At 58.5% G+C, this 15,030-nt stretch carries 17 protein-coding genes and 1 pseudogene; 7 read left to right on the plus strand and 11 right to left on the minus strand.

The window, feature by feature from the left end:
- Positions 1-30: 30 nt before the first annotated feature.
- Genes ML_RS16835 through mca form a run of 6 tightly spaced genes read right to left on the minus strand, consistent with a single transcriptional unit; the run spans position 31 to position 2,242 of the window.
- Entirely contained in the window at positions 31-417 is a 387-nt protein-coding gene (locus ML_RS16835) for a hypothetical protein (RefSeq protein ID WP_231846638.1), read from the minus strand.
- An 11-nt stretch (positions 418-428) separates the two neighbouring features.
- Positions 429-653, minus strand: coding sequence for a hypothetical protein (locus ML_RS16840; protein ID WP_064430454.1), 225 nt, complete (start codon positions 651-653; stop codon positions 429-431).
- Positions 654-657: 4 nt separating this feature from the next.
- Positions 658-834, minus strand: coding sequence for a hypothetical protein (locus tag ML_RS16845; protein ID WP_231846639.1), 177 nt, complete (start codon positions 832-834; stop codon positions 658-660).
- Positions 809-1,138 (minus strand): DUF255 domain-containing protein, encoded by a 330-nt coding sequence (locus ML_RS16850; protein ID WP_330944547.1) that lies wholly within the window; start codon positions 1,136-1,138, stop codon positions 809-811. Before ML_RS16850 ends, ML_RS16845 begins: the two co-directional genes overlap by 26 nt.
- Complete coding sequence (locus ML_RS12260; RefSeq protein ID WP_010908866.1) at positions 1,068-1,373, minus strand: hypothetical protein; 306 nt, start codon at positions 1,371-1,373, stop codon at positions 1,068-1,070. Before ML_RS12260 ends, ML_RS16850 begins: the two co-directional genes overlap by 71 nt.
- On the minus strand, positions 1,370-2,242 hold the full coding sequence (mca, locus tag ML_RS12265; RefSeq protein ID WP_010908867.1) for a mycothiol conjugate amidase Mca: 873 nt from the start codon (positions 2,240-2,242) through the stop codon (positions 1,370-1,372). Before mca ends, ML_RS12260 begins: the two co-directional genes overlap by 4 nt.
- A 104-nt stretch (positions 2,243-2,346) precedes the next feature.
- Here mca and ML_RS12270 point away from each other — a divergent pair, with 104 nt between their 5' ends.
- Together ML_RS12270 and greA are read left to right on the plus strand one after the other, a co-directional pair.
- Entirely contained in the window at positions 2,347-2,781 is a 435-nt protein-coding gene (locus tag ML_RS12270; protein ID WP_010908868.1) for a DUF4307 domain-containing protein, read from the plus strand.
- Positions 2,782-3,004: 223 nt separating this feature from the next.
- Positions 3,005-3,499, plus strand: a complete 495-nt coding sequence (gene greA, locus ML_RS12275; RefSeq protein WP_010908869.1) for a transcription elongation factor GreA — start codon at positions 3,005-3,007, stop codon at positions 3,497-3,499.
- A 62-nt stretch (positions 3,500-3,561) separates the two neighbouring features.
- On the opposite strand, the gene ML_RS12280 is transcribed toward greA, so the two are convergent.
- The 4 genes and pseudogenes from ML_RS12280 to ML_RS12295 form a co-directional block, all read right to left on the minus strand.
- On the minus strand, positions 3,562-4,728 hold the full coding sequence (locus ML_RS12280; protein WP_010908870.1) for a cystathionine gamma-synthase: 1,167 nt from the start codon (positions 4,726-4,728) through the stop codon (positions 3,562-3,564).
- 79 nt (positions 4,729-4,807) lie between these two features.
- The gene (locus tag ML_RS12285; protein WP_010908871.1) at positions 4,808-5,557 is read right to left on the minus strand and encodes an RDD family protein; all 750 of its coding nucleotides are present in this window, start codon (positions 5,555-5,557) and stop codon (positions 4,808-4,810) included.
- Positions 5,558-5,706: 149 nt separating this feature from the next.
- On the minus strand, positions 5,707-7,101 hold the full coding sequence (locus ML_RS12290; protein ID WP_010908872.1) for a cystathionine beta-synthase: 1,395 nt from the start codon (positions 7,099-7,101) through the stop codon (positions 5,707-5,709).
- A 69-nt stretch (positions 7,102-7,170) separates the two neighbouring features.
- Positions 7,171-8,249, minus strand: a pseudogene (locus tag ML_RS12295) (alpha/beta hydrolase fold domain-containing protein).
- Positions 8,250-8,960: 711 nt separating this feature from the next.
- Between ML_RS12295 and ML_RS16855 the strand changes: the two are divergent.
- Positions 8,961-9,272 carry an SGNH/GDSL hydrolase family protein gene (locus ML_RS16855; protein ID WP_231846641.1) on the plus strand — a complete coding sequence of 104 codons (312 nt, stop codon included), beginning with the start codon at positions 8,961-8,963 and terminating at the stop codon, positions 9,270-9,272.
- 1,147 nt (positions 9,273-10,419) lie between these two features.
- Here ML_RS16855 and ML_RS12310 read toward each other — a convergent pair.
- Positions 10,420-11,277, minus strand: coding sequence for a Bax inhibitor-1/YccA family protein (locus ML_RS12310; protein ID WP_010908873.1), 858 nt, complete (start codon positions 11,275-11,277; stop codon positions 10,420-10,422).
- A 259-nt stretch (positions 11,278-11,536) separates the two neighbouring features.
- Here ML_RS12310 and ML_RS12315 point away from each other — a divergent pair, with 259 nt between their 5' ends.
- The 4 genes from ML_RS12315 to ML_RS16860 all read left to right on the plus strand — a co-directional run bounded on the left by ML_RS12315 (position 11,537) and on the right by ML_RS16860 (position 14,802).
- A complete protein-coding gene (locus tag ML_RS12315; RefSeq protein WP_010908874.1) occupies positions 11,537-12,574 on the plus strand; it encodes an enoyl-CoA hydratase/isomerase family protein in 1,038 nt (345 codons plus the stop codon).
- A 24-nt stretch (positions 12,575-12,598) separates the two neighbouring features.
- Positions 12,599-13,372 carry an enoyl-CoA hydratase gene (locus tag ML_RS12320; RefSeq protein ID WP_010908875.1) on the plus strand — a complete coding sequence of 258 codons (774 nt, stop codon included), beginning with the start codon at positions 12,599-12,601 and terminating at the stop codon, positions 13,370-13,372.
- A gap of 538 nt (positions 13,373-13,910) precedes the next feature.
- A complete protein-coding gene (locus tag ML_RS12325) occupies positions 13,911-14,114 on the plus strand; it encodes a hypothetical protein (protein ID WP_049769889.1) in 204 nt (67 codons plus the stop codon).
- Between the two features lie 628 nt (positions 14,115-14,742).
- On the plus strand, positions 14,743-14,802 hold the full coding sequence (locus tag ML_RS16860; RefSeq protein ID WP_231846814.1) for a hypothetical protein: 60 nt from the start codon (positions 14,743-14,745) through the stop codon (positions 14,800-14,802).
- Positions 14,803-15,030: the final 228 nt, after the last annotated feature.

Raw genomic sequence — 15,030 nt, forward strand, 5'->3', positions numbered from 1 at the left:
ACAATGGCACACTGATCTAGCTCAGGGCGGTTACCGCCAGGAAACGACAATCTTGTCATCGCGTCCGGGTTGTGCGCGGGTAAGCCGCGCAGCCAACAGCGCGGTCCGGTCCGTTACAGTCGTTGCGAATCCGGATCCCCATGCAGATACAGCACCGCCGCCCCATGTTCGGAGGGATCCGGTGACGGTGAAAACGTCCCAGGTCCAACGGCCGTCCTCGTCGTCTAGCACCTCGGTTAGATGCGCTGGCGTCCAGACATGGGTCGAGCCCTCACGACCGTCGGCGGCAGTATCCAGTAACGAAGTGAACATTCCCGCATCGGCCAGCTCGTCGAGCAACAAACGGGCGGTCGGCGCGGCGACCCGGCGAGTTAACCGGACTCCGGTGCTATGGACCCAAGGCGCATACGGGCACAACAATAGTACGTTTACGTCGTAATAACAACATCTTCCCGAGATGCAGTATCACCCAAGCCCCAAGCGTCGTCAACGCCGCACCGGACAAACCCGCCGTCGAGTTGGTCGTAAACGCCGCACCGGGCCATCGCACTCCCAGCACGTGCAACCTCCTCCACCATCGCCGACGGCGAGAACTTGGGCGCTCCGTGGAAACCACCACGAGCAGTGTCCTGGTCGTGCAGCACGGTTGCCACGGCGTTAATCGCACAATGTCGACGTCACCGCAGAACCACCACCGTGCGGCTCCAGGAGCGCACTGAGTGCCCCAGCCATCGAGCGCAACTCATCGGTCGATGTAGGGATGTGCTCGGATGCCTCCTCGACGCCGGCACGGAAGTCCTGCCAGGCGTCAGAAATAACCGAAAGAATTTGCAAGAAAGCGACTTTGGGATAGTAAGTGCCGCAAAAAAACGGTAGGCAGTAAGGCATCAGTGATGTGACACCAGTGATCGATTATGGCGTAGCCGGCGGACAACAGGATCGGCACATCACGCGCAGCCATACCCGCCAATACCCGTGACGTCCACTGCTGCCAATGCACCGGGTTTCCAGTATGCCGGCACAAATACGGACTGGTCATCAGACCCAGGATATTTGCCCGGGGCGAATCAGCCGGAGTCAGCGCCGGGTTCCGGTGGTAGCGAAGGTCCGTTGCGATCGGTGTCGGAGGGCTCTTCATCAAGATAGCCCCCCAGTTCGGTGCCTTCGTCGGCGGCCTGGTCCAGCTCGGGGTGTTCAGAGTCGAATGATGCGGGGATCTTTTTAAGCTGTCGATTCATTGACCACAATAGCAACAACGTGGCGACTAACAGCAACACGATAACTAGCAGGCCCATCGGGCTCGCCTTGCCAAAATCGGGCCCATGATACTGCAATTCACCATCAGCAATCAATGTGAGAAAGATATGGCTCACCCGGCCGCCTCGATTCCAGCGAACAAATCGTGCTCCGGCAACCGAGTGGGGACTCGCGAGCGGGCCAATTCGAATTCCTCGGTCGGCCATAGCCGCTGCTGCCAGGATATTGGCGCTGCGAAAAATTCGGCTTTGGGGTCGATCTGGGTAGCATGCGCCCGCAAAGCGTCGTCGCGCTGGCTGAAATACGCCGAGCACTCGACCCGAGTCGTCACCCGGGACTCAAACGGGTCGTGCGCGGGGTTCGATTGCGCGAGCCACTTGTCGAATGGGCCGGCTTGACCATGCTTAGCAAATTCATCGTGCAGCAACTGCATCCGAGCCCGCAGGAAGCCGTGGTTGTAGTACAGCTTGGACACCGTCCACGGCTTGCCGGCGTCCGGAAAACGCCGATAGTCGCAGGCAGCCTCGTAGGCATCAACCGAGACCTGGTGGCAGCGAATGTGATCGGGATGCGGGTAGCCGCCATTCTCATCGTAAGTGGTCAGCACGTGCGGACGAAACTTGCGAACCACCCGCACCAACGCCTCGGTGCACACCTCCAGCGGCACCAGCGCAAAGCAATCGTCGGGCAACGGGGGCGGCGGGTCACCCTTGGGTAAGCCGGAATCGATGAAGCCCAGCCAAGTGTGCTCCACGCCGAGGATCTCGGCTGCCTTCGCCATCTCGTCGCGGCGAATTTCGGCAATATGTCCATGTACATCAGGCAGGTCCATTGCCGGGTTAAGAATTTCGCCACGTTCACCGCCTGTCAACGTCACCACCAGCACCCGATGGCCCTCGTCGGCGTAACGTGCGAGAGTGGCAGCGCCCTTGCTGGATTCGTCGTCAGGGTGAGCGTGTACCGCCATCAAGCGCAGTTCGCTCACAGGCCCCCTTGTCCGTTCGCCGGTCGACTCCTGAGCCTATATATAATTCCACTGCTAGATCATTGCATCCTGTTGGCCAGGGTACGGCATCCGACAAGCCACTCATGAACCAAGCTTTCACCCCACTTACTGAGACCCGGTACGGACGTTCCCGACTGCCCGGCAGATCACGGCACCGTGGCGTCATCGCGCTGACCGTGTTGGCTGTTGCTGCCAGCACTGGCATCGCTGTCATCGGTTACCAACGGCTCGGCACCAGCGACGTTGCGGGCTCGCTCGCCAGCTACCGAGTTCTCGACGACGAGACGGTGTCGGTGACGATAAGCGTGATGCGCTCCGACCCGTCACGTCCGGTAGATTGCATTGTGCGAGTTCGTGCCAAAGACGGCAGCGAAACAGGTAGACGTGAAGTGTTGGTAGCACCAGCCGAGGCGACCACGGTTCAGGTAGTTACGACGGTGAAATCCGCCCGACCACCGGTGATGGCCGATATCTATGGCTGCGGAACCGATGTACCGGGCTACCTGCGCCCAGCCTGACTAAACGACAAATGCTAACGGGCGACGTCACCAGCTGTTTTCGCGGTGGTAGCATGAGTCAATACACGGTTCCTGCTGGGACCGTGTATTGACTGCTGCATTGGTAGCCATGAGCGAAACGGAACAGCAGCTACACGGGGTGACCCGGATACGCCCCCTGGGCAGCGGGGAATCAAATACTTACGCGGATAAGCGAAGCCGAGAACACAAGGAGCACGACGAAATGACGGATACTCAGGTGACCTGGTTGACCCAGGAGTCACATGACCGACTAAAGGCCGAACTCGACCAGTTGATCGCAAATCGTCCGGTCATCGCCGCGGAAATCAACGACCGCCGCGAGGAGGGTGACCTGCGCGAGAACGGCGGATATCACGCCGCCCGCGAGGAACAGGGCCAGCAGGAAGCCCGCATCCGCCAGCTGCAAGATCTACTCAACATCGCGAAGGTCGGTGAAGCGCCCAAGCAGTCCGGCGTGGCGCTGCCCGGTTCGGTGGTCAAGGTCTACTACAACGACGACAAGTCCGACACCGAGACATTCCTCATAGCCACTCGCCAGGAGGGCGTCAACGAGGGCAAGCTCGAGGTTTACTCGCCAAATTCACCACTGGGGGGCGCCCTGATCGACGCCAAGGTGGGTGAGACTCGCAGCTACACCGTACCCAATGGCAACACCGTTCAAGTCACGTTGATCAGCGCTGAGCCTTACCACTCATAATTATCGCAAGTGTGAATCCCGCGACGGCCGGCGTCGCGTCATCAGATTCACAGTCGGCGCAGTTAGTTTAACGCCTGCTTGAGGTCGCACAGCAGGTCGCCGACGTCTTCAATACCGACCGAAAGCCGCACCAGGTCGTCGGGTACTTCCAATTGCGACCCGGTTGTCGACGCGTGCGTCATGGCACTGGGCTGCTCAATCAGCGACTCCACTCCACCCAAGGATTCAGCCAAGGTAAACACCTTGGTGCGGGCACACAGATCCTGGGCGGCTAGTCGGCCGGCTCGCATCCGCAACGAAACCATGCCGCCGAAGCCGCGCATCTGCCGTGCAGCGACCTCATGCCCGGGATGGCTGGGCAAGCCCGGATACAGCACGGCGCTCACCGACGGATGCCCAGCCAGGAATTCCGCTACAGTAATGGCATTTTCGTTGTGCCGCTGCATCCGCAGCACTAAAGTCTTCAATCCGCGCATCGTTAGGTACGCGTCGAACGGGCTCGGCACCGCACCGGCTCCGTTCTGCAAGAAGCCGAAAGCCTGGTCCAGCTCTTCGTCGTTGGTGACTAGCGCGCCGCCCACCACATCAGAGTGGCCGCCGATGTACTTTGTGGTCGAGTGCAACACGACGTCTGCCCCCAGCATCAGCGGCTGTTGCAGCGCGGGTGAAGCAAAGGTGTTGTCCACCAACACCTTTACTGAGTGCTTTTTGCCTAGTTCGCCGATGCTGGTGATATCTGCGATGGACAGCAGCGGATTGGTCGGTGTTTCCACCCATATCAGCCGGGTCCGTGATGTGATCGCGGCGCGGACCGCGTCCAAATCAGACAGCGGTACCGGCGTGTAGTCAACGTTCCATTGAGTAAAGACCTTGTCTATCAGCCGGAAGGTGCCGCCGTAGACGTCATCCGGGATGATCACGTGGTCCCCCGGCCGCAGCATGACCCGCAAGGCACAGTCGCTAGCAGCCATTCCGGAACTGAAGGCTCGCGCAAAAACGCCCTCTTCGACCGTGGCCAAGGATGCCTCTAAAGCGGCGCGCATGGGGTTGCCGGTACGCGCGTATTCGAATCCGCCACGCAACTCACCGACGCCATCTTGGGCAAAAGTACTACTGGCATAAATCGGGACATTCACTGCCCCTGTTGCCGGATCCGGACGATAGCCAGCATGGATGGCTTTGGTGGCTAGTCCGGTAATGCCGTGGTGTCCCCGGTAATCTTCGCTCATCGACGATTAGCCTAAGAGATGGCCGCTGCGGTCAGCGGTTGGGGGGCCGCCGACTAGCCTGCCAAGTCGTGGCACTGTGTCAGATCGGCAGACACACCGTCGTCATGATCTTGTCCGCCAGGGTTTGCCGTTTGGAGTCCCACAGCGGGAACAAGAACCCGATGCAACAGATGACCGCATCGACGAAGTGCGCGAGCTGGCGCACCACCGACATACCGAAACCGATTGGCTGCCCAGTAGCCTCGCTGATCACCTTGAACTTCATTACCGTCTTGCCAATGCTGGAGCCGGTGGCGCCCTGGCGATAGCCGTAGTTCCAGACCAGGTAGGCCGTCGCCATCAACCATGCGAACCAGAACGCCAACATGCCGATGCCGGTAGGCTGAGTAGCACAGTACTGATTAACATTGTACTGCGTGATATCAGTGACGCACGCCTCTTGCTTCGTGAGCGTCTGAATCAACATGCCAATGCCGAGCAGGACCGTGGCTGGGATGTTGTCGATGACATAAGCCAGCACCCGGGTGACCCAGAATGTGTAGGCCTCCTTAGGCAGTGAGCGGATCGCCGGTCCAGGTGGAGGCGGCGCGTACGCGCCGGTGGAAGGCGGAGGTGGCGGGTAAGAACCGCCGGGCGGCGGAGGTGGCGGGTAAGAACCGCCGGGCGGCGGAGGTGGCGGGTAAGAACCACCGACGGGTGGCGCAGTAGGCGGCGGGTAGGCAGAGCCCAGCTCAGACGGGGCAAACGAAGGCTCATACCCACCGGATGACCCGGGCGGGGGCGGAGCAGGTGTCGGGTTAGACCCGCTCGGCGGCGGTTGATCGGTCATGGGTAACCTTCCACTGCGGAGGAGCTGAACTAGGCCGCATTACCCTACCTGAGAACAAATTCGCGTAGCGAACGGGCACGGGTTTCGGCGTATCGAGTCGTCGCCGTGTTTGGTTTGTAGCCGAACTAACTTGCGGCTCGATCATCCCGCTAACGTAGCGGTGCGCCCTCCGAGAGGAAACCCAACAAGTCGTATCGCGTTATGACCCCGACCAGTTTGCCTTTCTCCACCACCATCAGCGCATCGGAGTCGCGCAGCGCCTCACCGGCCACACTAACCAACTCACCGTCGCCGATTAGTCGTAGTGGCGGGCCCATGTGCTCCGAGACGGCGTCGGCCAAGCTGGCACGACCTTCAAACACGGCCGAAAGTAGTTCCCGTTCGGAGACGCTGCCGACAACCTCGCCCGCCATCACCGGAGGCTCGGCGCCGACAACCGGGATCTGGGATACCGCGTACTCACGCAGAATGCCAATGGCATCGCGCACCGTCTCCGACGGATGGGTGTGCACCAAGTCGGGCAACGCGCCCGATTTCCGACGCAACACATCACCCACTATGGGCTGCTCGGTAGACCCGTCCAGACGGCTACGCAGGAACCCATACGACGACATCCAGGCGTCATTGAAGATCTTGGACATGTAGCCACGGCCGCCGTCCGGCAGCAAGACCACGACCAGCGCGGCCGGCCCGGCTTCTTCGGCCACTTGCAGAGCAGCCACGACCGCCATGCCACACGACCCGCCGACCAGCATCGCTTCTTCGCGGGCCAACCGCCTGGTCATATTGAACGAGTCGGAGTCAGACACCGCGATGATCTGATCGGGCACCATCGGGTCGTACGCCGCCGGCCAGAAGTCCTCGCCCACCCCCTCGACCAGATATGGCCGTCCGGTACCGCCCGAATACACTGACCCTTCCGGATCGGCACCGATGATACGTACCAATCCGCCGGACACCTCCTTGAGGTAGCGGCCCACGCCGGTGATTGTCCCACCGGTACCGATGCCAGCGACGAAATGGGTTACCCTACCGTCGGTGTCGGCCCAAATCTCCGGGCCAGTGGTCTCGTAATGGCTGGCCGGTCCTGCTGGGTTGGCGTACTGGTCTGGTTTCCAGGCACCGTCGATCTTGGCGACCAACCGGTCGGAAACGCTGTAGTAGCTGTCCGGATCGTCGGGCGGCACGGCCGTCGGACATACGACTACCTCGGCTCCGTAGGCCAACAGCACATTCCGTTTGTCCTCGCTAACTTTGTCGGGGCAGACGAACACACACTTATACCCGCGATGCTGGGCGACTAAAGCCAGACCAACACCGGTATTACCCGACGTAGGTTCGACAATGGTGCCGCCCGGCTTCAGCTGACCGCTGGCCTCTGCCGCATCGATCATTTTAGCCGCGATCCGGTCCTTGGAGCTGCCCCCGGAGTTGAAATATTCGACCTTTGCCGCTACGACCCCGGTACCGGCCGGGACGACAGAATTCAGGCGGACCAGTGGCGTGCCGCCGATGAGGTCACTGATGTGCTGCGCAATCCGCATGTGTTCATAATCTCAGGCGAATTCTTGCCACCCACAACCACTCGGGTGATGGCGAACCACCCCGATCCGCTATCCGGTGGCCTCGAGGATGTACTCGCCAATCTGGCGCAGCGAACGGACCACCTCTGGCACCAGCGGCGCGGCCAGCTGAAAATTTTGGACCTGGTCAGGCCAGACCCGTATCTACAAGCCGGCACACCAACCGGCAGCCAGCCGGCTGGCGGCCAACTGCGCGTCGTGCAGCAGCCCCTCAGATCCAGAAACGTGAATAAATGTCCGTGTCAGGCCGGGATTTGATTGTGTGCCAGGGGCTCACATCGATCTAGATCTCTTCGCCCAGCCGTCCTTCGGCGCGCATAACACTAGCATACCAATGCGACAAGCGCGTTGAATGCCCTTTCCGGGAACATTGCGTCGCTCTAAGCATGTAATACGTACTTGTTGGGGTGCGCCTGCTTGCATTCTTTTGCTAGCTGCAAAAATGGCGAGATGACCACAAGCGCTGCTGGCTCTTCGCCTTCCTCCTGCAACCGCTGCACGCAGACGAGCGCAAGATATCCACCAGTGGAATCCCCAGCCAAACACAATCGTCCCGGGTTGTATCCGCGCAACCACAACCACCGGTAAATGTCGTAACAGTCCTCGAGGGCCATACCGATCGAGTGCTTAGGTAATAGCCGATAGTTGACCACAAGAAACGCCGAGTCAGCAAAGTTTGACAGCGTCTGGACGAGCTTGCCATCCGATTTTGCTCCATCGGCTAAGAACGCACCGCGATGCAAGTAGACAATAACCCGCCGTGTGCCGTCCACGGCTATAACTCCAGGCGCTCGCACCAACTGAGCTGACATTGGGTAAGACTCACCTGCGCCCGAATGGTCACAAACCTAGGGAGTGGAACACGGTACGTCACATCGATGAGGCCCCACGGCCACGGCACGCTAGAAATAGTAGCTAAGCCGACCAGCCAAAACTGGCCGGATCCGTCAGTAGCGACACCAACGCGGCAACTCGCGCAGTGACGTTGAGGCCGAAGGAGGAACCGTCGCTGATCGCGAGTCTGCGGGCCTCAACTGTACGTGTCTGGAATACCTCATACTGGCGGAAGCATCGCGAGGTGAGCCAGATACCTTGCTGCGTGCGGTCATGTCGACACTTCACTAGACAGTTGTAGTTATGTGACGAGACGACCTAAGCATCTGGTTCAAACCACTCACCGGGGCGTTCAACCAACCTCTCGTACTTAGCTTACCAGCTGTTTCTGAGCAAAAGTTTGGAAGAGTCTGATTCGATACCGTAATTGATCCGCAATGTACATCGTATTATTTTCAGCCGCTCATACAAACGTCATCATGGCCTTCTTACACTTTAGTTTTAGTGGCGTGGCCGTATAGAGCGCCGCGCGGCGGCCGATGATCGTTTTGGCCTCGGTGGGTGCACTAGCCTGTGGCAGGAACGGCCTGTCTGGCCGCACGTAATCTGTTGGCTAGCCAAGCCACACACGCGCGCACCGTCATCCCCAAAACCTAGAATATCCCGCCATGCAACCCAGTAGCGAGCCCATGCAGCGATGTTGGCGCGGCGTGCATGCCCAACTCTGTATTTGATTGATTTTGATCACTTCACGGCAACCGTGTACGGCTGTGGCAGCGCCGATGAGGTGCCCCGGGCGTGCTCATCGCATGCGGATTAGCAGAGCAAACTGGTAAGCACATCCGGCTGAGCACCAAAACCATTGTCGGCACCACCTTAAAAGACGTGGGCGGCCAAATCGATGTGATGTTAATAACTAGACTGCCACCAGACGCAGCAGTGATGCTAGTCTGTGCCAGGGTTAGCTGGGCTTGACAGTGCACAGATTGCATGCCCGGAGCGCGATCGCGATGGTGGTCGTTGGGACCTGCTGGGATCTGGGGGCCATCTCCGCCATTCCGCAGTTACTGCGCTGGCTGGAAAGCACTCGCGGGCTGCGGATGTCCGAACAGCCTGCGGTGTGCCGGGTAACCGGTGGCGCATCTGTCGGCGCCCCAATCATAGAGGCCACGCCCGAGAAGATGCGCTCCGTCGACGGTTATACCCCCCTCGGCGACGACATATGCGCGGAGATCGACCAGCTGGTGCGGGTACTGCACGAAAAATCAGCCCCCTCCCCCGTAAACACACGCAGCTAAACGTCATGTCACTGCCGCGGCGCCGCGGCCGGCACCCTTGCAGCCCGGGCCCGTCCGGACTAGAGGACAACGACTAGACTGAACTACGTCTTCTTATTGCTCGTCGCCGGTAGTCGACCCCACCTGTCTATGATCCCTACCACATAATAATAGAGGATTCGCCTACGCCGGCACTGGAAGCTGTTATCGTTGCAACGGCCCATTCACCGATCAGCCGCGCTATGAAGGGGGTCGCCGGTTAGTATGCAAACCGACGACGTGGCTGTTCACGCCACCCTCAACACAGTGCCGACCGCTGAAGTCGCACGAGATCGACGACCTCATCTTGGAATCTTAGATGTGGCCTGCCAGGCGGTAAGTTCGGTGACATAGCCCGCGTGCCCGCGTGGTGGCCGTCGAACTCCACCTATAAGAATTCTACTACTTAACCCCATGATCAACCTCTACTGCTCGTCGGCGCTGTGAACCACCAGGATAGTTTTCTCACGCGGCTGGTGAGGGCCAAACACGTTCATCGACTTGTGCGTCCCGACTACGTTCAGTTGGCGATGGATTTTAGTGTAGCCTTGGAATGGGTCAACACACCATCATCTTTATTGTCCCTTTGCAGCAAGCCGGCAAGGCTGGCACCAGAAATGGATAAAAGCGTATCAACTGTTGGCACCGGGATCGCACGCTGCGGCGATCAGCTACCGTGCCACCCTAGAGGTCGGGTGCGCCGCAGGTGTTTGGGGACAGTGACACACACGGCAAAAAATCATTCTGCTTGCTGCAACGAGTCGGCATGTCAGCAAGCGACATCGATCTGGACGAGATCAACCAAAGCCTTCGCACTGAATATCCTGAGCCTAGCTACGCTAGCAGGGAATCGACGAAGTCAAGCTGAACGTGTTGGGCGGAGCGATAGCGCTAGGTCACCCGTTGGCATGACCGGTGCGACGTATCGTTACCACGCTGCTGAGCAACTTGACCAACTACAACAAGGCATTTTGGTCTAGAAAATCATGTGCGTCGACGTCGAGCAGGGCATGGCGATGGTAATCGAGCTTGCTCAGTTAGAGCAGCCCGCGGGGTAACGCAACACAAGACACAAGAGCTGACATACCAGGTGGCGTGCCGGCTCTTGTGTCTTAATAGGTGAGGTGAGCTAGTCGTTCTGTAGATAACTAAGCAGACGCAGGATCTCGACATATAGCCAGACCAACGTTACGGTCAAGCCCAGAGCAATACCCCACGCCGCCTTCTCCGGCGCCCCCGCGCGGATCATCTGGTCAGCCGCATCGAAGTCAAGAAGAAAGCCAAATGCCGCGATGCCGATACACGCCAGTGAGAAGAGGATAGCCACCGGTCCGCCGCTGCGCAAACCTAGACCTGTTCCGCCACCCAAACCAAACATCGCCAGCACAAAATTGCCTAGCATCAAAGCTAGCACACCGAATGTTCCCGCAACCAGCATTCGGGTGAACTTCGGGGTGACCCGGATGGCTCCGGTCTTGTAGACGACGAGCATGCCAAAGAACACCCCGAAGGTGCCTAGAACGGCCTCCCCGATCAACACTCCAGCGTTGACTGTCGATACCTGAAAGTTGGCGAAGAGGAACGAAACCGCGCCGAGGAACAGCCCCTCGAGTACAGCGTAACTTAACACGATTGCCGGGCTGTTCTGTTTGCCCCCAAAGGTAGCGACCAGCACCATCGCCAAGCCGCCAAAAACGCCGGCCAAGGTGAGCGGGGTGGCTAGTGCGAAATTCGATGCCACCAGGAAGAAAGAGACGATGGCCGAGACCACCAACACCGCCAGCGTCATGCCGGTCCTGGTAACGACATCGTCGATGGTCAGTGGCCGCGAAACCTGATAAGCACGAGTCTCCTGGTAGGGAGTCGCGGCATATGGATCGGGTTGATAGTACCCCTGCTGCATCGGGGCCGCATCAGTACCGAACCGGGCGTACCCGCCCCTCTGCTTAGGCAACGAACGAAATACCGGGTTGCTTGTCTCGCGCACCGGTCGACTCCTCTCTTGTGGCTGTGGCTTCGATCCATGCGAACAGTTGCCTCAACGATCAATCGCCCACCCGAGTTCCCCATCGAGCTGCAGTTTTTTTGATTATTGCCGGGCTCGTATGTTCTCGCATGTTTGTTGTCGGGATAAACATAACCTTACCCGCGGACGGCTATCGAGCTAGCCACAGTCTAGAGTGCTGATCAATCCGTTGGGTGGCATTTTTGGGTCGTATTCTCCAATTGACGTGGAAGGCTAGGGTGTGGCTGGCGAATCAGATGAGGTCTTGGCGCGCGTTGAGGCCGGTATCGGCCTTATCACACTTAACCGCCCTAAGGCGATCAACTCGCTGAACCAGCAGATGGTGGACGCGCTGACCGCCATACTCACCAGCTGGGCAGACGACGACGCGGTACGTGCAGTGGTGCTATCTGGAGCCGGGGAACGCGGACTATGCGCCGGTGGCGATGTGGTGGCGATCTATCACAGTGCTCTCAAGGATGGGGTTGAGGCACGGCGGTTTTGGCGCAGCGAATATCTGCTCAACAGCCAAATCGCCCGGTTCCCCAAGCCGTACGTGTCGTTGATGGACGGCATCGTGATGGGCGGTGGCGTCGGCATCGGTGCACACGCAAACACTCGAGTGGTAACCGATACCTCGCAAGTGGCAATGCCCGAGGTCGGCATCGGGTTTATCCCAGACGTCGGCGGGACATATCTGTTGTCTCGGGCGCCCGGTGCGCTGGGTCTGCATGTTGCGCTAACCGGAGCACCGTTTTCCGGTGCCGACGCTATCGAGCTGGGCTTCGCTGACCACTATGTGCCGCACAGCGACCTTAACGCGTTCACCCGAGCGGTCGTTACCGACGGCGTTAACAGTGCGCTAGCCGGCTACGCTATCGAACCTCCACCAAGCTACCTTGCCGCACAACGTGATTGGATCGACGAATGCTACGTTGGCGAAACCGTCAAAGACATCATCACCGCTTTGCGTGGGCATGATGCGGAACCTGCTGAAGGCGCCTTCAACCTGATCGTTAGCCGCTCCCCCGTCGCATTGTCAGTCACACTGGAGGCGATGCGTCGAGCAGCCAAACTGGAAACACTGACAGATGTTCTGACTCAAGACTATCGGGTGTCGTCGGCTTCACTGCACTCACACGACCTGGTGGAAGGCATCCGCGCGCAGCTGGTCCACAAGGATCGCAATCCACAATGGGCGCCGACGACACTGGCCGAAGTCACTGCAGCCGACATCTGTGGATATTTCGAGCCGGTTGACGATGACTTGAGTTTCTAGAAAGGCAATTTGGTGACGAATAACATGAAGTACGACACAATCCTCGTTGACGGCTACCAGCGAGTTGGCATCATCACACTGAACCGGCCACAGGCTCTGAACGCACTCAATAGCCAGATGATGAACGAAATCACTAATGCAGCAAAAGAATTAGACATCGATCCCGATGTTGGGGCGATCCTCATTACTGGTTCACCCAAGGTTTTTGCTGCCGGCGCCGACATCAAAGAGATGGCCAGTTTAACGTTCACCGACGCATTTGACGCTGATTTTTTCTCCGCATGGGGCAAGCTGGCCGCCGTGCGTACCCCAATGATCGCCGCGGTGGCCGGATATGCACTCGGTGGTGGCTGCGAGTTAGCGATGATGTGCGATCTGCTTATCGCCGCCGACACAGCGAAATTCGGTCAGCCAGAAATCAAACTCGGCGTTCTGCCCGGTATGGGAGGCTCCCAGCGCCTAACCCGAGCGATCGGCAAGGCCAAAGCAATGGACCTGATCTTGACCGGACGCACCATCGACGCGGCCGAAGCCGAACGCAGCGGCCTGGTTTCGCGGGTGGTGCTGGCCGACGATTTACTGCCCGAGGCCAAGGCTGTCGCTACTACCATTTCGCAGATGTCTCGGTCGGCTACCCGGATGGCCAAGGAAGCAGTCAATCGGTCTTTCGAATCCACGCTGGCTGAAGGATTGCTCCACGAACGCCGGCTTTTCCATTCGACCTTCGTGACAGACGACCAGTCCGAGGGCATGGCGGCATTCATCGAGAAACGCGCTCCCCAGTTTACCCACCGATGAGCGAAGCTGGCTCTGCAACAGCCGCCGTTGGCGATGAAGCGGTTGACAGCGAATCAGCGATCGATACCGCGGAATCCGCCGGTGCTAACGCAACACCCAATTGAACCCACTAAAACCAAAAAGCCGGTGTCGCCACCAAGCACCGAATTCAGCGGCTCACCACTACAGCTATTTACTGCAGCTATTTACTGCTGGCAATGTGGCTGGCTCTTTATTTTTATTCAATTGCACATGGTGCCGCCTCTGTTGCCGCGTGGTCCACTGTTCCAACGGCTGGTCAGCGGATTGCTCCTGAACGACCGGCTACTACCTTGGCATCTTTGCCGTCTGCCTGGCCCGCTCAATACGGTTTCAGGACTCCTGCCCGTCCGCGCCTGCTAGGCCTAAGCTGGAGTTTATCGGGACCAGCCCGCTGGGTCTGCTCGTTATGGCGAACTAATTCCCCGCCTGGCAATACCAAATATATGACCTTATGGCTATAAGAAGCCTGAAAACTAAGAGTACCCGCTGGCCACAGGGCAGCCAAGGACGAATTTTCGTGGAGGCCGGCCCAACCGTCGATGAACTCACGGCGCTCAACGCAATCCCGACCATCGAGCCGATCCAGGCCTACGCAGGACCGGACTTCGCGGACGGCACCTCGGTGACTACGGAGGTGGCGACGCGCAAACTGCATCGGACTGGCAAATTGCAGTGCGCGGTCGCAACGTCCTACCTTGACCGGGTAGATCAACGAGGCTGAAGCTGACCCCTTGGCTAGAGTATATGTACACCAGCAACACCGCGGTCGTGAACATGTAGTATTCGTTTTTGCCCAGCTGACCTGTCCTTCCTGGTGGAGAAAAAGAATACCTGACGCGCCGGCCAGGGACTCTTTGAAGCGGTTAACAAGTTGATCCGGCAAATGCTGGAAGCGCAACGGCCCAAGTTGTTTGTGTTTTGCCAGAAAGTCTGGCGTTGTTCGGGTGGCGAGGCGCCGTTCATGAACCTGAACAACCTCGTTGCCTACACCGAGAGTGAATTATACAGTTGACCTACGTTGTTCAACAACACCATCTAGACCTAACTGACCGGGACCCGCAATCGTGGTTCACCGACAAGGGCCACCCATATACGACGACGGTCATAACAGCCGGTTCGTTTCCCGTCCAAGCAAATCTAGGACACTGGAACACTCTGTGAGTTAGACCTAAGATGATGTACCTGCAGAACGCCTCCTACCTGATCACGTGGGAGACTCCCTGGTGTTGCACTTTAAAAATCTTTTATTTTCTCCAGACCGGACTGGATTGCAAGAAAAACGGAGCTACGACGTGCTACCCTAGACGCAATGGATTCCGGGAAGCACTTTCCTGCAAGTCTCTGCCGACATGACGGTCGCCGTCGATGTACCCGACAGACATGGCCACCATTATGTCGCCAATGGTTGAGCCGTGGTGTGGGCGCGCTTCTAGAATAGAACACCGCAAAAAAACCGACAGGCTGCGAACACTGCTGCACAGCAACAACTAGGACGAAGTGACGACTACAATTAAATATGAGGGTTGACCTGATGTTTGTTCATTCAGCAAGGTAGCCGTCCTTACTATATAATTCATAATTCCGAGGAGTTGTACAACACTGAGATGTTAACGTTCAGGCATCGGAAATTACACACT

Source organism: Mycobacterium leprae TN, from assembly GCF_000195855.1.
GTDB lineage: Bacteria > Actinomycetota > Actinomycetes > Mycobacteriales > Mycobacteriaceae > Mycobacterium > Mycobacterium leprae.